The 18,790-nt window shown below is 32.5% G+C and carries 12 protein-coding genes; 6 read left to right on the forward strand and 6 right to left on the reverse strand.

All coding sequences use genetic code 11. The features are described 5' to 3' along the window. Positions 1 to 98 precede the first annotated feature (98 nt). Both OS191_RS12010 and OS191_RS12015 read left to right on the forward strand, forming a co-directional pair. Positions 99 to 581: a T9SS type A sorting domain-containing protein gene (locus OS191_RS12010; RefSeq protein ID WP_267155956.1), complete on the forward strand. Its 483-nt coding sequence runs from the start codon at positions 99 to 101 to the stop codon at positions 579 to 581. A gap of 4 nt (positions 582 to 585) precedes the next feature. Beyond that, a complete protein-coding gene (locus OS191_RS12015) occupies positions 586 to 1,674 on the forward strand; it encodes a DUF8740 domain-containing protein (RefSeq protein ID WP_267155957.1) in 1,089 nt (362 codons plus the stop codon). Positions 1,675 to 1,886: 212 nt separating this feature from the next. Here OS191_RS12015 and OS191_RS12020 read toward each other — a convergent pair whose 3' ends face one another. From OS191_RS12020 to OS191_RS12035, 4 genes are all read right to left on the reverse strand, one after another. Continuing rightward, positions 1,887 to 3,875, reverse strand: coding sequence for a tetratricopeptide repeat protein (locus tag OS191_RS12020; RefSeq protein WP_267155958.1), 1,989 nt, complete (start codon positions 3,873 to 3,875; stop codon positions 1,887 to 1,889). A 3-nt stretch (positions 3,876 to 3,878) separates the two neighbouring features. After that, on the reverse strand, positions 3,879 to 4,613 hold the full coding sequence (locus OS191_RS12025) for a LytR/AlgR family response regulator transcription factor (protein ID WP_267155959.1): 735 nt from the start codon (positions 4,611 to 4,613) through the stop codon (positions 3,879 to 3,881). A 517-nt stretch (positions 4,614 to 5,130) separates the two neighbouring features. Then, positions 5,131 to 7,437, reverse strand: coding sequence for an inorganic phosphate transporter (locus OS191_RS12030; RefSeq protein WP_267155960.1), 2,307 nt, complete (start codon positions 7,435 to 7,437; stop codon positions 5,131 to 5,133). Positions 7,438 to 7,509: 72 nt separating this feature from the next. Beyond that, positions 7,510 to 8,709 carry a porin gene (locus OS191_RS12035; protein ID WP_267155961.1) on the reverse strand — a complete coding sequence of 400 codons (1,200 nt, stop codon included), beginning with the start codon at positions 8,707 to 8,709 and terminating at the stop codon, positions 7,510 to 7,512. Positions 8,710 to 9,092: 383 nt separating this feature from the next. Here OS191_RS12035 and OS191_RS12040 point away from each other — a divergent pair, with 383 nt between their 5' ends. Continuing rightward, positions 9,093 to 9,446 carry a toxin-antitoxin system YwqK family antitoxin gene (locus OS191_RS12040; RefSeq protein ID WP_267155962.1) on the forward strand — a complete coding sequence of 118 codons (354 nt, stop codon included), beginning with the start codon at positions 9,093 to 9,095 and terminating at the stop codon, positions 9,444 to 9,446. Positions 9,447 to 9,521: 75 nt separating this feature from the next. Here the strand turns inward: OS191_RS12040 and OS191_RS12045 are convergent, their stop codons facing one another. Both OS191_RS12045 and OS191_RS12050 read right to left on the reverse strand, forming a co-directional pair. Beyond that, entirely contained in the window at positions 9,522 to 10,688 is a 1,167-nt protein-coding gene (locus tag OS191_RS12045) for a beta-helix domain-containing protein (RefSeq protein WP_267148870.1), read from the reverse strand. A 39-nt stretch (positions 10,689 to 10,727) separates the two neighbouring features. Beyond that, a complete protein-coding gene (locus OS191_RS12050) occupies positions 10,728 to 13,541 on the reverse strand; it encodes a TonB-dependent receptor (RefSeq protein ID WP_267155963.1) in 2,814 nt (937 codons plus the stop codon). 235 nt (positions 13,542 to 13,776) lie between these two features. Between OS191_RS12050 and dgt the strand changes: the two genes are divergently transcribed. The 3 genes from dgt to OS191_RS12065 all read left to right on the forward strand — a co-directional run bounded on the left by dgt (position 13,777) and on the right by OS191_RS12065 (position 18,717). Beyond that, on the forward strand, positions 13,777 to 15,120 hold the full coding sequence (gene dgt, locus OS191_RS12055; RefSeq protein ID WP_267155964.1) for a dGTP triphosphohydrolase: 1,344 nt from the start codon (positions 13,777 to 13,779) through the stop codon (positions 15,118 to 15,120). A 90-nt stretch (positions 15,121 to 15,210) separates the two neighbouring features. After that, entirely contained in the window at positions 15,211 to 15,342 is a 132-nt protein-coding gene (locus OS191_RS12060) for a hypothetical protein (RefSeq protein WP_267155965.1), read from the forward strand. Between the two features lie 162 nt (positions 15,343 to 15,504). After that, the gene (locus tag OS191_RS12065; protein ID WP_267155966.1) at positions 15,505 to 18,717 is read left to right on the forward strand and encodes a PA domain-containing protein; all 3,213 of its coding nucleotides are present in this window, start codon (positions 15,505 to 15,507) and stop codon (positions 18,715 to 18,717) included. Positions 18,718 to 18,790 lie beyond the last annotated feature (73 nt).

The raw sequence follows: 18,790 nt of genomic DNA on the forward strand, positions 1-18,790 counted from the left end.
TCCAATTTTTTAAGCTTCCTACATGAGGGATCATGAATTGAAGTCTATAAAATAGAACGACAATTTTATAAAATATTAACCATTAAACTATCATCAGTATGAAAACACAAACAACATTTATTTTATTATTTGGCTTTGTGCTTGGCACTTTTGCTCAAAATATAGACAAGCAAGTGGTGGCCAGTGCAGGTAGCACTAATAGTAACTCCAATTACCAGTTAACCAGTACAGTTGGCGAACCCGTTATTGGTTTAAAAGCGGCAACAGTTAATATTAACCAAGGGTTTTTGGCTGGAGTCAATAGTAATGCCACACTAACTGTAGAAGAGTTAATAGAAAGTAAAACTATTAAAATTTATCCCAATCCAGTTACAGATATTGTAAACATTAGCATACCGGATAATAATGAGAATGTTCGTGTTGTAATTTATAATGCCATAGGAAAACAGGTTGGGAAATATACTATTAATAAAGCTTTACAAAATTTAAATTTAAGTCACTTGTCCGGCGGAATGTATTTGGTACAACTACACTTTACGGACACCACAAATTCAAAATCATTTAAAATCATAAAACAATAACATAATGAGAACATTTTTACAAACTTTCGTATTCCTTTTGTGTGTTAGCTTAACAGGTTATGCACAAAACACACAACAAGATTTTATTAATTACCAAGGTGTTGCTAGCGATTCGTCTGGCGATCCTATAACAAATTCAAATATAGCCATACAAATTGCTTTAAAATTTGGAAGTCCTACAGCTACAGCAAGCTATATAGAAAACCACAGTGTAGCAACAGATGCTAATGGTTTATTTAATTTGCAAATAGGTAATGGTAGTGCCATTTCCGGAACATATAATACTTTAAATTGGGGTGAAGACGCCAATTATCTTACTGTTTCCTTAAACGGAACTGAGGTAGGTACTACAGAAATGACGGCTGTTCCTTATGCTTTGTATGCAAAAAGAGCAGACGAAAGTCAAAATTTAGCAAATGTTATGGCCTTTGGAAATTCTGCCAATGAACAAATTAAAGATGTGGTAAATCCAACGGATGATCAAGACGCAGCTACTAAAATTTATGTAGATGATGAAATTGCTTTAAATATAGCAAGTTTTGATGCAAGATTAACAGGTATCGAATCCGTATTGGCAGAATTAGACGCCAGAATATCGGCTATTGAACCTCCTGCTATAGGTCAATATAGAGAAGGTGGTATTGTGTTTTGGATAGACGCATCTGGACAGCATGGTTTAGTTTGTGCTGTTGAAGACCAAAGTGCTGGTATACAATGGTATAACGGTGCCGCTGTTACAACTGGGGCAACTAGCTATTTGGATGGAAGTTCTAATACAGACGCTATAATAGCAGTACAAGGGCCAGTAGAAACAGATTACGCAGCAGGTTTGGCTAGAGCCTACACAGGTGGTGGTTATAACGATTGGTTTTTACCTAGTCAATATCAAATGGAATATATGGATGATAATATGGCTATTATTAATTCTAAATCTTTACTTCATAATGGCACAGAGTTAGATACAACCAATGTATATTTCACCTCTAGAGAGACAGGTCCTGCACACGCAGCAGTTTGGAGTTTTGATGATAATATTGCATACAACGGTGGTAAGGGCCAGTCTCGTAGGGTACGCGCCATTAGAGCATTTTAAAGTTCATAAAAAAAATGAAGTAAATTAAATAGCACTGTAACGGTCTATTAAATGTTTTATAGAGCGCTCTGAAAAAACTCATAGCGCTCTATTTTTTTATCTGAGAGATTGTAGTTTAGAGACTCAGAGTAAACAATTAATTTACTTAATACAAAAAAAGCAGGTGGTTTTTAAGTTTTAATCATCATTCTTTATTTTTTATAAAAAGTGTTTTAAGCTGTTTTTAAAACAACCGATTTTATAGGAATATGAACCATAACTTTGGTTCCAGAAGCCTTCCCATTGGTATATAAATCTTTAATTTCTATTTTATAATCGTTTACAAAACCTTTAGAGAAATTGGCTAAACGTGCTTTGGTGATTTTTATTCCAACAGATTTTCGTTTTAACTTTTTCTTTTCTTTGATTTGTTGTGAAACAGATCTGCCAACTCCATCGTCTATAATGTTTATGGAAACATAATCTGGAGTGTTTTGGTAGACTTCCATCAGGATATTTTTAGTTCCAGATTTAGAAGATAGTCCATGCCAAAGAGCATTTTCTAAAAAAGGTTGAAGGATTAAAGAGGGCACTTTAATAACAGATGTATTTACTGTATTGTCTATTTTAACTTGATAATTTATTTCGTTTGAAAAGCGCATATTCTCTATATTCATATATAAAGACATGGTGTCTAATTCGTCTTGAAGAGAAATTTCTTTTTCGGTAGAAGCAATAAGTATTTTTCTAATAAGCTTAGAGAATTTATTTAGATAATAAACAGCGTTTTCTTTTTCGTTGTTAATTATATAAAGTTTAATAGAGTTTAAAGAGTTGAAAATAAAATGAGGATTCATTTGGTTTCTTAACATCTCTTGCTCGAGAGTAACAATTTTTTTCTCGTTTTTTAATTGTCTTTGTCTTTGTAGAATTATAAAAAAACCAATGACTAAAAAAGCTCCTAGAAGGCTTAATAATAAAATTTTTCTGTTTTGAACTAACTTTAGTTTTACAATTTCGTTTTCGCTAGCAAGGGCTTTAATCTGGTTATTTTTCTTTTCACTTTCATATTTTAAAATTAAATCGTTTACATATTGAAAGTTTTTTTCATTGGTAATAGATTTATCTAAATCAACAGATTGCTTATAATAAGTGAGAGACGTTTTATAATTACCTAATTCTTCCTCTAGTTGCGAAAGATGGTTGTAAGTTTCAGATTCCTGAGATTTTAAATTATATTTTTTTGCCATTCTTAAAGCTTCGTTTAAGTTGGCTTCAGAAGCTTTAAAGTTTTTAGTCTTTAAATAAATAAAACCTAAATTGGAGTATGACGTAGAAATATAATACTTGTCGTTAATTATTTTTGCTTTTTCTAGAGCGCTTTCAATAAAGGGTAAAGCAGTTTTATAATCCCCTTTTAAAATGTCCAGTTTACCTATACTATTATAACAAATAACACGCCCTATATCTGAATCTATTAGGTTATTATATTCTAATGATGTTTTATAATTTGCTAAAGCTTTATCTAGAAAGCCTTGTGCCTCTTGGGCATAACCAATATTATGATAGTTAATAGCAAGACCTAAGTTGTTGTTTAACTCTTCTTCAATAAGTAAAGATTTATTAAACAAGCGCAAAGCCATGTCGTATTGCTTTAAGACTAAATAGATATTGCCCATACTGTTTTGAGAAATAGCAATACTGTGTTTAAGATCTTTAGAAGCCGGTTTTACAGTCTCGGCTAAATCCAGAGCTTCTTTATGGTAATCCAATGCTGTTCTAATTACATCTTGTCTTCTGTAAACAACACCTAGCATATTTAAACTAATAACTTGTAAATCTATGTTTTTTGATTTTTTGGCTTTTTCTAATGCTTGTTCATGAGTTTCAATAGCTTTTTCATAAAAAGATAGATTTCTATATGTTTCGCCAAGCATGTTTAAAGAATAACTTTCCCCTTCTAAAAATGCTATTTTTTTAGATTCCTTCATTAAAAATTGCATCTTTAGCGTGTCTTTTGAAAAATCTTTAAATACAGAATCTAAATAATGATAGTTCTTTGTTTTTTTTTCTAAAACGTTGCTTACAATTTTTTTATAGTTAATGTCAATATCATTTTGGGCATAATTTGTTGTAGAAACAGAAACTATTACCAAGAGAAATAAAAAGGCTTTATAATGCGGTTTAAAATTTAAAACAAGACTGTTAAAGAGCCAATTCATATGTTATAATTTATTTAGAAAGTCTGATTTTCTTTGTCTGGCAACTGGAATTTTCTCGTCCGTATCCATAACCACATAAGCTTCGTTTTTTACAAACTCTTTAATTTTATTCAGGTTTATGATGTATGAATTATGAATTCTAAAAAAATAATTTTCTGGTAAGATAGCATCAATTTCTTTGATTTTTTTAGTAACAACCATTTTTTGATTGTTAATCATAAAAAAGGTGCTGTAGTTTCCGTCGGATTCTACATATAAAATATCGTCAATATTTAAAAACACGAGTTTTCCATCGGTATTTAAGATTATTTTTTGATGCTTTAAGTTGGCATTAAAATTTAAAAGCACTTCCTCTACTTTAGCAATAGATAAGTTGCTGGTATAAAACTTTTTAATTTTAGCAATAGTCTCTTTTAAATCGTCGGAATCTATAGGTTTTAACAAATAATCAATGGCTTCGTTTTTTAGAGCCTTTAGGGCATATTCATTATATGCAGTGGTAATAATAACGGCATAATCTTTATGATTAATACCATCTAAAAACTGAAACCCATCCATGGTAGGCATGTTTATATCCAAAAACAAACAATCTGGGGTGTACGTTTTTAAATAAGTAATAGCTTTCTCAGGACTTGTAAAAGTCTCAACAATCTCAATTTCATTGCTAAAATTTTCTAATTCCCAAGTTAAGCTTTTAATAGCTTTTGGCTCGTCGTCAACAATTACTGCTTTTATCATATATTCAAATATAATAATATATTGTATGGTTTATTATCATAGATGTATGATTGGTGCTAATTTCTGTATAATAGGTTATAATTTTCACATATTTTGTACAATAAGTACATAAAACTACCAACTATACAGTTTTTTCTACCAACTATACAATATCTAGTTTATGAGCTATTTTTTTTCTGATATTTGTCTTGCTATTAATTAAGGGATTAGCATTTCATTTTATAGATGGTTGCTATTAATCAATTTTAAAAAACCAGTGAAAGCTGGTTTTTTTTTATGCCTTTATTTTTCGTAAAAAACTTTCTTGGTTGCTGTAAACTGTAAAACAGTTATTAATATGGGTGAGGGAATTGAGATTTTAAACGACAGTTTGTTAAAATAAATGATAGCTGTTACTTATTCATAAGAGATGAAAGACTAAGACTCTTTAGTAATATAATAAACTTAAATAAGTGTTATAAAAAAAAAGCACCCCTTTCGAGACGCTTTTTTTTGTTTTAGTGTTTATTTAATTGTTTTAATCTGTTGTATTCTCTTCCGAAATTTTAGCAGGTTTTATCGTGCTATCGAACGCTCCATGGTATTCTTCCAGAAGATTCATTATGGCTGCTAATAAATCTTTTGTTTCCAAAAGTAAGCTAAAATACAAGGTGGTGTTTTTAGGACTAGATTCTTCGTTTCTAGTACGTTCAACTTGTTTTTGAATTTTATCTGTAACCAAAGATACAATTTCTTTTTTTCTGTTTAGAATAAGACCAATTTCTTCAAAAGAACGAGACTCAAAAGCATTTCTTGTATTGTTAAACAGTCTTTCAAAACGTTCGTCTACTTCCTTTAACTCTTTTATCTGACTAAATTTAAGTTTCTTATGGTTGTTGTTTACGTGTTTGTGGCTCACTTTTGTAATATATTCCAAAGATTGGGTAATATCTTGAAGATATCCTAATACATTAATATAGAAGCTACTTGCGCCAACACTAGATTCATCTAAGTTTTTAATGAAATAAAAGATATGATCTCTTAATTCATCTACTTCATCAGATAGTTTTACAATCTGTTTTTTATTCTTTTTAAGTAAAGTTAAATCCTGTTTTGCTAAGCCGTTAATAGCATTGGTATAGATTTTATTACCACGTCTAATAACATGAGCAATATTGTCTGCACTTTCATGGATGACTCCTTGAATGGAACTGCTCTCTGCACGAGTTAAGCTGTCTTCCGTTTTTGAATTATCCGATTTCTTTTTATGTGAAATATAACTTCTAACCAATAATAAAGTTGCTATTAATAAGAAGATAGGCACCATCACCTGAACGTTCCAATTTAAGAAGTAAGCAATGATTGCTGCTGAAATAAAGGCTATAAAAGCTGTAAAAAACCAGCCTCCAATAACATTTAGTACTCCGGCTACTCTATAAACAGCACTTTCGGCTCCCCAAGCTCTATCTGCTAAAGAGGTTCCCATAGCGACCATAAATGTGACATAAGTAGTAGATAAAGGTAACTTCATTGAGGTTGCAATAGATATTAGTACAGCAGCAACCATTAAGTTTATGGCAGCTCGAACTAAATCGAATGCAGGTAATTCGTATGTTTTATCCTTTTTTAATGAAATAACAGGTTTTTCAAATTGTTTCTCAATTTTAGCTTGCCATGATTCTGGTAAAATATAAGATGACATTTGAGATCCTAAAATGGCAAACCTTACAAAACCTCTTGATAAGAAATTTGGTTGAAATCGCTCCTTGGTTTCTTCCTGACTTGATAAGTCTAAAGACGTTTTAACCACGGCTTTTGCTTTGCTAGAAAACCATAAGGTTACAACCATAATTAATCCAGCTCCAATTAATAAGAAAGTAGGAGTAGGAACTTTATCTGCAAGAAAGCCCATACTGAAAGCTTCTGCTGCAACTCCAGAATCTACCCATGTAGAGTAAGATATCCACCCAGCAATTGGAACACCTATAAAATTTACTAAATCGTTTCCTGCAAAAGCTAGGGCTAAAGCAAATGTACCTACCAAAATAATTAATTTGTAAATATTAATTTTTGCCAAAGTAATAAGCAGAAAGGATAAAAGAGACCAGAAGAGTAAACTTATGGTTAGAATAAGAAATACCTCATGTTCTAAATAATTGTTTATGGTTTCACCATTTAAAAAACTGATGGATTGTTTGGTAAATGCCATCCCTTTTAGGCCTTTCATAAAGATAAAATACGTTATGGATGTTAGGGCTAATCCACCAAATAAAGCACCAACCCAATTGGCTTTCTTTTCAAAATTATAAGAAAGTAACAATCTGGCAACCCATTGTACCATGGCTCCTATGGTAAATGCGACGACTACAGAGAGGAGGATTCCAAAGATGATTTCCGTGGCTTTAGACGTGTTAATGTAGTTAATAGCATCTGATAAGCCACCTCCATCATGAGCCACTTTAATTAAAGCCATAGCTACTGAGGCTCCTAAAAGTTCAAAAACTATAGAAACTGTTGTAGATGTAGGCATTCCAACAGTATTGAAAAAGTCTAAGAGCAGGATGTCTGTTATCATGACTGCCATGAAAATAATCATGATCTCATTAAACATAAACTCATGTGGATTAAAAATCCCTTTTCTGGCCACTTCCATCATACCACTAGAGAAAACAGCACCAACAGCTACCCCAATACTAGCTACAATCATGATGGTTCTAAATGAAATGGCTTTAGAACCAATTGCCGAATTTAAAAAGTTTACGGCATCATTACTTACTCCCACAACCAAATCTGCAATAGCTAAAACAGCTAGAGCAACAATCATTAATAGGTATATATTTTCCATAAATTAATTTCTAATAAGAATGTGCAAATATCTATTGTGTTTTTAATAGATATGTTATCTAAATGTTATGATTTAAAAATGAATTTCAAACTGAAGCCTGTATGCCAATCGGCTATTAATATTTTCTGTATCTATATAAGTAACATCTGATTGGACTTTTAATTTATGTCCAACAATATATTTAGAAATACCTAAAGTATATTCGTCAACCTGAGTTGGTCCAACCGTACTATTGCTTAAATCTACCGTGGAGAATCTACTTCCTATTTCCCAATTATTTTTAAATAAGTAGCCACCCTGAAGATTTATAGCTTTTCCAACTTGTACAATTTGTCCTGTAGGAACACCTTCTTCATCTTTTGCAATTGGGTCTGAGGCATTTCGGTCTGCATATTCTCCCATAAAAGAAAAGCCTTTATATTTGAACATAGCATCTATAAAGAATGTAGAAATATTTGTTTCATAAAAACCTGAATCTGTTTCCATAAATACACCTTGATTACTTCTGGTTTTAACGGCATCATGGTTAAAATCGTAAGTAGCACCAATGGCTATTTTGGGTGTTTCGGGTCTGTAAATAGAGCCTCCAATATAGTCTCCTTTATTAGGAAACAAGCCTAAGGGTAGCAATTCTATACGTCCTGTGTACTGAAAACCCCCAGCATTTCCGGTGGTTATATTTCTGCCTTCACCTTGAGAAATAGCTAATGCCTCTCTAATAACAAAGGTGTCTGTTAGGTTGAAATAATGCCTAAGTTGGATTCCTAAATCTCTATCTATATTAAACTCTGCACTTAAAATGGATCTATCTACAAACTGAAGGTTTGCAGAAGAAATAATACCATCTCTATTTCCAGGAAGTTTTGCTTGTCCAAACCACAATTCGAAATTTTTGTAAAAATTCCACATCATGAATGCGTCTAAAATAAATCTTGGTGTATTACTGGTGTAAATTGAGGTTCCAGCCATATCTCTATTGGTAAACCCCAATTGTAATTTATATGTTAATTTTGGAGTTAAAGCAAAACCATCAAATTTTAATCTAGCTCTTCTTACTAAAAAGGCTGTTTTACCATTCATAAGTTCTCCATCATTGTTTTCCCAGCTAGCCAGAGCTAAAAATTGCATTCTAGCACCAACTTTCATAGACCAAGTGCTGTCTTGTCCAACAATATTTAAGATGCCTTTTCCAAATTTTGAAGAAGATGTTTCTTGTCCGGTTACAAATTGGAAGGAAACTAATAAAATAATTAAAGTTACTTTAAATTTCATTTTAGGCTTTAGTTTTTGTCGCTACAAAGAACTAACTTTAATATTAAATTAATGTTTCCTAAATATTAAATTTAAGGTATGCTAAAAAGGCTGCCTTGGCCAAAAGCAGCCATATAATTCATGATAATATAGTCGACAAAAACTAATAGATTATATGAAATTACTTATTTAATTGTCTTAAGACAGTCCAAAGATCAGCATTATTAATGACCTTATTGTAACTGGAACATTAAGTAATTATTAAAATAATAATAATTATAGTTGTTTTTACTTCATTTAAAATCAAATATTTAAGCTTCTAATGTAAATTTAATGTTAATAAAACGTTTCCTTAATGTTTCCAAATAGTTATATTTGAAATAGAACATATAAACCCAATAATTATGAAGAACATGATCATGCTTTTCACCTTCTTAATTTCTGTGGGCTCTTTTGCACAAGGGAGAGAATTAAAATTCAACAAGAACACCAACTTAATTGAAGTGATTTATTATCACGACAATGGACTAATAACCCAAACTGGGACTTATTCTCTAGATGGGAAACTTCAAGGTGAGTGGTTGAGTTTTAACACAGCAGGTGAAAAAGCAATTTCTGCAAATTATGATAATGGGAAGAAAGTCGGCAAATGGTTTTATTGGAATGATAAAACTTTAAAAGAAGTAGATTATAATAACAATGCAATCGCAAGTGTTAGTGAATGGACTAAGAAGTCCGCGAGCATGCATCTCAATTAAATTGTATGATACTTAAAAAGTAAAAGCATCCCAAATTGGGGATGCTTTTTACTTTTTAGACTAATTTATTATTGTTTATTCAACAGTCCAGGATGCTCCCCAAGAAGCATAATCTGTTCCTGTTCCATTTTCTTCTCCAGAAATAAAATCTGCTTCCGTAAAAGTTTCGGCAGTATCATTTTTCATTTTTAAAGTCACATCTATAAATGTGATATCGGTAACAGATAGGTTACCATTAAGTACTCCTGCGCCAGTTGGATTATCTCCTGCATCTCCATCAATATCGAAAGCTTCTTCAAAACCTTCAATTAAAACATTATTAAAGATGCCTTGGGTTCCAGCTCTTAATCTTATGGCTTCGTTTGCTGTTGAAGAACCCTGACCTATAATAGTTAAGTTAGTAACTGTTGGTTTAGAATAGTACCCTCCTGCATTGCTAAAATCGGTGTTATAACCATCTGCTTCAATACCTTTATCATGAATGTCTCCATGTTTTACATAAGCATTAGTAATGGTTCCGGTGTAACCTTCTGTCCAGTCAATAGAATCGTCTTGAGCATTGATAACCGAAACGTAGCTTGCATTTACTGTTCCTCCAAAAAATTCAACACCATCATCTTTTCCTTCAAAAGCCTGGATATATTCAACGGTAGTTCCGTTTCCAACCCCATAGAAGGAGAAACCGTTGTTTTCTGATTGTCCATCTGCCGAACCTCCAGAATATTCTACACGTACATAACGTAGACTTCCGGAATTGTCAGTAGGATTAGTTCCACCAAATGGTAAGCTGGCAATTTCTGAAGTTGAGGTAGCCGTTCCTGTAACAGAGTTAATTGGCGCTTTTCCTAAGAGAATTAAGCCTCCCCAATCTCCAGCAGAAGGCGAAGAAGCATCCGATGTAAATACAATTGGATTACTTGCTGTTCCGTTAGCAATTATTTTTGCACCTTGAGAAATAGCTACATAAACATTAGCACCAGAAGCTAAAGCTTTAATAGTCATTCCAGCTGGAATTTCTAGTGTAGTTCCGCTAGCCATGATTAAAGAGCCATTTACTTTATATGTATTGTTGGCGTCTAGAATAAGATCTTCGTTATAAGTGCCCGAGAGAAAAATAGTTTCTGAATCAGGGGTTTCATTGCCTGAATTATTATCAGGTAAGTTAATGTCTGATGTGTCGTCTGTGGAGCAAGAGAAAAGCATGCTTACTATTGCTAATCCAAAAATTAAGTTGTTTTTCATTTTTTTTCTAGTTTGATTTTGATTGTTTATTAATTGTGTTTAAAATTTATATTTAAGTTGTAGTCCTAAGTCCATACCTTTTTTATAATCTGTAATTCCTTTACCATTGGCCGAGTTTACGGCAATATCTCCTAAGGTTGTTTCTCTAAAATATTCTATGGTTGGATTTAACAGGTTTTTAATGCTAAGGTTTATTTCTAACTTATTATTAAAGTTATTTCTCCATATAAAATCTAGAGCTGGAACACCTTTTTCTACAACATTTCCTAATTGTCCAGAGCCTAAGGCGTCTATTCTGTCAGAGAAGTAAGAGAATACTAAATTAGCTATGGGTTTGTAGTTTCTAAAAGTTGGAGAGTAGTTGATATCAGCATTTAATATTAATGGAGAAGCACCTTGAAGTTGGTCTTCAGATTTATTAAAACTCACATCGTAATAATTTCCATCTTTAGTACTATATAAATTCTGTTTAGTTTTCATATAGGTAGCGTTAAAACCTAGAGATAACTTTGGGTTTTTATTTTCATCGCTTATTAAGTTTTTTCTTAATTCTACTTCAATTCCGTATACATTTGCCTTATCTCCTGTTCTAAAATAACGCTGTGTACCTGTAGCATCTGCACCAACAACTAGGTTTACAGGATCGTTAATTTCTTTGGTAAATACCCCTAGTGATATAATTTCGCTTTTAGTATAAAACCACTCGTATTTTAAATCGAGGTTAATAATTTTTGAATATCCTTTGTCTAGTAAATCTGGGTTTCCACCAATTTTTGTAGAAATATCTTCGTAAACAAAAGGTGCCACTTCTTTGAATTCTGGGATAGAAACCGTCTGACTTGCAGAAAAGCGAAGGTTCTGCTCTTCGGTTAAGGCATATTTTACATTTAAACTTGGTAGGAAGAAGTTCTCATTAGAAGTGATTTTATTTTTACCTTGATTTCCTAAGTTAATAACATCGAATGCAATATCTTGTTTAATAGATTCCATTCTTATGCCAGGAACAAATAGCCATTTTTCACCTGCTGTAATTTCAGCGTCTACATAACCGGCAAAAACATCTAATGTACCTATATAAGTGTTTTCTGGTAATCCAGGTCTATTGGTATTTGAAAGAGTTGGAATATTATTGATGACTTTTATTTCATAAACACCGTTATCCTCAGGGTTGAGATTTAAGTTTTCTAAAGTAAAAATGCTATTAAAATTGTTTACATCAAATATCTGGTAGCCATTTTCTACAATGTCATAACCATAACGAATATTTTCAAAATTTCTCTGTTTACTTCTTCCGTTAAGTCCAAAGTTCAATTTTAGTTTTTCGTTGATATTATAGGCCAGATTTATTCTTCCGTTCAATTCTTCATCTTGAATATCTTGAAAGTAACGTTGGTTGTCAAATACCACATTGCTATAAAAAATAGGATTTGTATCAATGTCGTTATCTAAGGCATATTGGTAGTTTTCAATGCTAATACGTTTTCTGTCTGGTTGTTTAGAGAATACAGAGTTATAACCAAAAGCCCAATCTATATCAAATTTCCCTGAAGTATGAGTTCCTAATAATTGATTGACAAACATTTGAGTTTGGTCGAATTGTACATTCATTTGATAAAAACCTTCGTCAGAATTGGCTTGAGCATCTCTGTTTCTTCCTTTTCCATCTATTCCAAAATAGCCTACAACATCTGAAGAATTATTTATAAATAAGAAATTGTATTTAATAGCATTGTTATCATCCAGACGATAATTCACATTCGCCATGGCAGTTATTGTGGTATCGTATTCATATTCTTCAGCATTATCTATAAAGGCCTTTTTTTCGGTAAGCGTATAATCTACGGCAGACCCTTTTCTGTATTCGTAATTATTTTTAAACGAAGCTGTAGCGAATACACTGATACGAGATCCATTTTTAAAGTCGAAAGATTTTCCTGCCGAAGCGCCATAACCCACATTAATAGGGGAGCCTGCATTTACTGGATCCACTCCATGAGATAAAATAACTGCAAATGGATTTTGGTCGTATCTTCCATAATATCCAAAATAACCTGTTCCTTCACTTCTAACAAAATTCTTGTCAATGGCATTGGTATTAAAGCCAGTAGAAGTAAAAACATCTAAAAAACCATTTCCATTATAATCTTTTGAAGAAATATCTATATTCCCTGCAGAAAAGTCACCATAAAATTTTGAGGTATAAGCTTTGCTTATTGATACGTTTTGAATAATATCTGAAGAGAAGATGTCCAGGTCGATGTTCTTTTTATTAACATCTGTAGAAGGGATTGAAAGCCCGTTCAGAGTTGTATTTAAATATCTGTCTCCTAAACCACGAACATAAACATTACTGGAACCCTCTTGTTTGGAAACGCCAGAGATTTTTGTAACAGCTCCTGCAGCATCACTAATTCCTTTTCTAGATAATTCGTCCGCCCCAATATGTTGCTTTATTTCAACAGCTTTTTTTTGATCTAATAGTAAAACAGCTTCACTTTCTCTACTAGTTGTTGTTTGAATGATAATTTCATCTAAAGAAGCCGCGCTGGCTTTCATAGAAACATGCATTTCTGTTTCTTTATTTGCTATAATCTCAACTTCAATTTCTTGCGTTTCATAACCAATAAAACTATAGATAACAGTGTGAGTTCCTGGTTCAAGATCATTCATTTTATATAAACCATCGAAATCTGATGTGGTTCCTTTTATGGTTCCTTTTAGTAATATGTTGGCAAAAACTAATGGTTCGTTGTTATAATCTAAGTCGATTAATTTTCCGGTTAAAGAACCCGTGTTTTGGGCATAAGTAGTTAATGAAATAAATAGTAAAAAAAAGAGAAAAATATGTTTCATTATTAATTTTAGTTCTTTAGTGTTTTTGTTGATGCAAAGAAACCCCAACAATGTAAAGTGGCTGTTAATCCTAGATTATGCCTTTGTAATAAAACGGTTAGCTTAATGTTATTGAGTTTACATAAGACGCTGATTTTAGAAATGATATCTTAACACCAAGTTCATTTGAATTGTTTATTTATGAAGATGTATTAAAACGTTAAAAAATGTATCTTGCAGCAGATAAATAGGAACTATGAACTGGGAACAATTACTCTCCTTAAAACGTTATGGAGATACAAATAAGCGCTTAAGAAAAGAACAAGACGAAACACGTTTGGGCTTTGAAGTAGATTACGATAGAATTATATTCTCATCAGAGTTTAGAAGTCTTCAAGATAAAACTCAAGTAATTCCTTTGTCTCAAACAGATTTTGTTCATACCAGATTAACCCATAGTTTGGAAGTAAGTGTTGTTGGAAGAACCTTAGGGAGGAGAGTTGGAGCAAAGCTAATTGAGAAATATCCCCATTTACAAACCATCCATGGCTATCAGGCAAACGATTTTGGCGCTATTGTAGCAGCAGCAGCATTGGCTCACGATATTGGAAATCCGCCTTTTGGACATTCTGGAGAAAAAGCTATTGGCCAATTCTTTATATCTGGAGCAGGAAAAGAGTATAAAAAGGAATTAACCTTAAAAGAATATCAAGATTTATGCGATTTTGAAGGGAATGCCAACGGATTTAAAATTGCTACCCAAAGCAGAATAGGAAGAGAAGGAGGCCTGCGTTTAAGTTATGCTACGCTTGGCGCTTTTACAAAATATCCAAAAGAGTCATTGCCAAAAAAACCGACAAATCATATTGCTGATAAAAAATACGGGTTTTTTCAAAGTGAAAAAGAGCTGTTTGTTGATGTTGCAAAGGAGTTGGGCTTGATAAAAAGAGGTGCCGATGAAGATTTCAGTTTTTCTAGACATCCTTTAACCTATTTGGTAGAAGCTGCAGACGATATTTGCTATACTATTATAGATTTTGAAGATGGAATTAACTTAGGGCTTATCCAAGAGGAGTATGCCTTAGAATATCTTATTAATCTGGTAAAGAATACAATTAATTCAGAAAAGTATCATCAGCTTTCTAATACCCAGGACCGCATAAGCTATTTGCGGGCCTTAGCTATTAATACTTTAATTAATGAAGCGGTTGATGTGTTTCTAACCAACGAAGAAGCTATTTTAAACGATAATTTTTCTACTGGCTTGTTAGATAAAAGTCAGTATGAAGCTCAAATTAATGACATTATTAAAATAAGTGTAAAAAAGGTCTATCAGTCCGAAGAAGTAATCGATAAAGAAATTGTTGGTTTTGAAGTTATACAAACACTTTTAGGTGTCTATACAAAAGCGCTTGTAAATAAGACTCAAGAAAAAGCCTCTCATTACGATTTGTTGATTCTAAAGAGTATCCCAGATCTTTATTTTGAAGAAGAAAGCTCAACTTACACCAAGCTTTTAAGTGTATGTCATTATGTGTCTTTATTGTCCGATAGTCAGGCTATATTAAAATACAAGAAGATAAAAGCGATTGCTTTGTAGATGATATTAAATAAACGTCTTGTCGATAAATATTGCTTTTTATCGATTTTATCTATATATTTATCAAATCAAATACATAAATTAACTAAAATGAGAAAAAATATTTTTGGAGCAATTGTCATCATATTTGTTGTTTTTGCTTGTTTTTTAGTCTTAAATGAAATGAATGGATCAACGACTTCTGAGGTTGATACTCAACAATTTTATGCAGAAATTGAATAATTACTGAGTCAATTTCTATTGCTATTTTAAATTTACAGTTAAAATGCCTTAATAGGTTTATTTTAAGAATATGAAATATAGACCTTTAACTGTTAAATTCTGCTCATGTTTTTTGTTATCTATGATAATTCACTTATTTTAGCAACTCTAAAAAAAATAAACATGAAGAAAATTTCCCTATTAATTTTTAGCGTTTTACTTATTGGATTAGCTGTATTTGCTATCATGAAAAGTGATGATGCTACAAAAAATGAAGAGGCTTTAGTTTCAGTAGATGAATTGAAGGAAAAGCACAAAGAACACTTAGATAATAATCCTTTTAAAGAAGTTTTATTATTATCTAAAAAAGAAAGAAAAGAACATAGGTTAACGCCTAACAAGTATAACGAAGAACAGTGGATTTTAACCATGAATCCAGAATTAGGAAGACCAACACCTTATAAGGTTGCAGAACTTCAAAAGGAGCTTTTAGAGCAAAGAGAAAACGATTTAATAAATGGAAGAGTACCTGGAGATGCCATGGACAACGGTTGGCTTGAAAGAGGTCCAAACAATGTAGGAGGTAGAACTAGGGCTGTCATGTTTGATCCTAATGATGCTTCAGATAATACTGTTTTTGCTGGTGGTGTAAGTGGTGGTTTATGGAAAAACACTAATATTTCTAGTGTAAATAGTGTATGGACAAGAGTTGATATTCCAGAGAATTTAGCAGTTTCAGTAATTACTTACGATCCTAATGATATAAATACCTTTTATGTAGGTACAGGAGAATCATACGTAGGTCATACAGATGGTTCTGTTAATGGAGATGGGTTATGGAAGTCTACTGATGGTGGAGACACTTGGACCAATATTTTTGGAGGAAACACTGGAACTAGTTATTTTGTTTCAGCTTCTACAATAACAGTAAATTCACCTGCTGGAGTTGCTGGAAACTATCAATCTTTTCCAACAACTGCTTTTGGACCAGAAATTACATCAACTATCACTGGAGATTTTATCATGGCAAACGATCCTTCGGGAGTTCCTACTCAAGGATGTACTTCTTTTGGACCTAGCGCAACGGGAAAAATTGCAGTAATAAGAAGAGGAGAATGTGCTTTTGTTGATAAAGTAAAGAATGCTCAAAATGCTGGCGCAATTGGTGCTATTGTATTAAATAATGTGCCAGGAGAGCCTGTACCAATGGGTGGAACAGATGCAACTATTACTATCCCATCGGTTATGATTAGCATGACAGATGGAGATATCTTAGAGGCTGCAATGGCCTCAGGTACTGTAAATGGATCCTTAAATCCGGCTTCTGGAGATTTTACCGCTATGGTAGTGCCAGGAGTTCAGCAAATTAACGATGTTAAAGTAAGAAATAATGCTGGTAATTCTGAAATCTATGTAGCAGCTAGTGATGCTGTATATGGTTCTTCAAATGCAGCTACAACTATTGGAGGACTAACTTATGGTTTATATAAGTCGGTAGATGGAGGTGCAAACTGGAGTGAAGTTAGTTTACCTTTAACAGCAGATGGACATAAATATGCTCCAAACGATTTAGAAATAGGACCTAACGGTAAAATTTGGATGTCCACTACCAATAGCAAACTATATGGAGATGGTGGAGGAACAATTTTTTCTTCTACGGATGGAAACACCTTTAATCTGGTTTATGAAGTTGCAGGAGGAATAAGAACTCAAATTGCAGTATCTTCAACTGTTCCGGATAAAGTTTATGTTTTAGCTGAAACAACCTCTGGTGTAACTATCAAGAAAACAACAACAGCTTTTGTACCAACTTTTTTAGTACAAACAAAAGCTCTTCCAAACGATGCGGATACAGGGATTTCTGCAGCTGATTTTACTAGAGGTCAAGCTTTTTTCGATTTATTGTTAGAAGTAGATCCAATAAATGATGAAATCGTATACACTGGTGGAATAGACATGTTCAAATCAACAAATGGAGCAACAACGTGGAATCAGTTCTCTCACTGGTATGGTGGTTTCGGGTTTCAGGAAGTACATGCAGATCAACATATATTAGCATTTGGACATAATAATTCTAATAAAATAGCTATTGGAAATGATGGAGGTGTTTATTATTCTTCAAATGGAGGGACAACGACACAATCTAGAAATACAGGTTATAATACATCCCAGTTTTATACGGTTGGTGTAGCTCCAACAACTGCACTTTCAGGAGATTACTTTGCTGGAGGTTTACAAGATAATGGGACGCAGTTATTACAAAATGCAAATCCAAATGGTGTGGACGATGCTGTAGAACCTTACGGAGGAGATGGAGGATATACATTCTTCGATCAAGATGGTACAGATAGATATTTTATTAGAAACTATGTGTATAATGCTGGTATAAACTTAAGATTTTTAAACGCAGATGGATCTCTTGGATCTAACGTTACAATTAGTTCAAATGATAACAATGGATCATTTATTAACCCACAAGCGTTAGATTCTAATTTAGATATCCTATATTCTAATTATCAGTCTGGTGCTGATCCAGGGATTAGAAGATATTCTGGTATTAAATCATCAGGAACTTTATCGGCAACAACCTTAGTAAATGCTGAATTAGTAACAATTGTTACAGCTTTAACCGTATCTCCTTATACAACAAGTTCTTCTAAACTGCTTGTAGGTGATCGTTTAGGAAATATAATATTAATTGAGAATGCGAATACTGCAAGTCCAACCTGGACAGAATTAGCGAATAGATCAATTGTTGGAAGTGTTTCTGATGTTGAGTTTGGACAAACTGAAGACGACATATTTGTAACAGTACATAATTATGGAGTTAATAATGTTTGGTACACTAGTGATGGAGGTGCAAATTGGGAAGCTAAAGATGGTAACCTACCAGATTTACCTGTAAAAACTATTTTACAAAACCCATTAAATTTAGAACAAGTAATTATTGGAACCGAACTTGGTGTTTGGTTTACAGAAAACTTCTCTAATTCTAGTCCTACGTGGAATCAAGCTTATAATGGTATGAGTAATGTTAAGGTGTTAGATTTAGACCTTAGAAACGATAATATGGTTTTTGCTGCTACGCATGGTAGAGGTGTATTCTCTGGAATGTTTACAGCAGACTTTTTAAGTGTTGAAGAAAATGTTCTTGCTTCAGATTTAAGCTTATACCCAACAGTTTCTAATGGAGAAATAACTATTTCAGCTAAATCTAATCTAGGAAAAATGGATTTATCTATTTTTAACTTAAATGGTCAAAAGGTATATAATACTTCTTTAGATATGAATTCTAATGGGAAGAAGCAATTGTCTTTAAATTTAAGTTCAGGATTATATCTTGCCAACTTCTCTAAAGATGGTTATACTGAAACTAAAAAGTTTATTATAAAATAATTTTTTAAGTTGTTATAAAAAAAGGATGGCTCAATTTGACCATCCTTTTTTTATTTCTAATGACTACATACAT

The organism is Xanthomarina sp. F2636L (assembly GCF_026410195.1).
Lineage (GTDB): Bacteria > Bacteroidota > Bacteroidia > Flavobacteriales > Flavobacteriaceae > Xanthomarina.

Excerpts from the sequence above, each read along its gene's own strand:
- OS191_RS12040 (WP_267155962.1), top strand. The coding sequence starts at position 9,093 with ATGAAGAACATGATCATGCTTTTCACCTTCTTAATTTCTGTGGGCTCT.
- OS191_RS12025 (WP_267155959.1), bottom strand. The coding sequence starts at position 4,613 with ATGATAAAAGCAGTAATTGTTGACGACGAGCCAAAAGCTATTAAAAGC.
- OS191_RS12045 (WP_267148870.1), bottom strand. The coding sequence starts at position 10,688 with ATGAAAAACAACTTAATTTTTGGATTAGCAATAGTAAGCATGCTTTTC.
- OS191_RS12010 (WP_267155956.1), top strand. The coding sequence starts at position 99 with ATGAAAACACAAACAACATTTATTTTATTATTTGGCTTTGTGCTTGGC.
- dgt (WP_267155964.1), top strand. The coding sequence starts at position 13,777 with ATGAACTGGGAACAATTACTCTCCTTAAAACGTTATGGAGATACAAAT.
- OS191_RS12035 (WP_267155961.1), bottom strand. The coding sequence starts at position 8,709 with ATGAAATTTAAAGTAACTTTAATTATTTTATTAGTTTCCTTCCAATTT.
- OS191_RS12050 (WP_267155963.1), bottom strand. The coding sequence starts at position 13,541 with ATGAAACATATTTTTCTCTTTTTTTTACTATTTATTTCATTAACTACT.
- OS191_RS12020 (WP_267155958.1), bottom strand. The coding sequence starts at position 3,875 with ATGAATTGGCTCTTTAACAGTCTTGTTTTAAATTTTAAACCGCATTAT.
- OS191_RS12030 (WP_267155960.1), bottom strand. The coding sequence starts at position 7,437 with ATGGAAAATATATACCTATTAATGATTGTTGCTCTAGCTGTTTTAGCT.
- OS191_RS12065 (WP_267155966.1), top strand. The coding sequence starts at position 15,505 with ATGAAGAAAATTTCCCTATTAATTTTTAGCGTTTTACTTATTGGATTA.
- OS191_RS12060 (WP_267155965.1), top strand. The coding sequence starts at position 15,211 with ATGAGAAAAAATATTTTTGGAGCAATTGTCATCATATTTGTTGTTTTT.
- OS191_RS12015 (WP_267155957.1), top strand. The coding sequence starts at position 586 with ATGAGAACATTTTTACAAACTTTCGTATTCCTTTTGTGTGTTAGCTTA.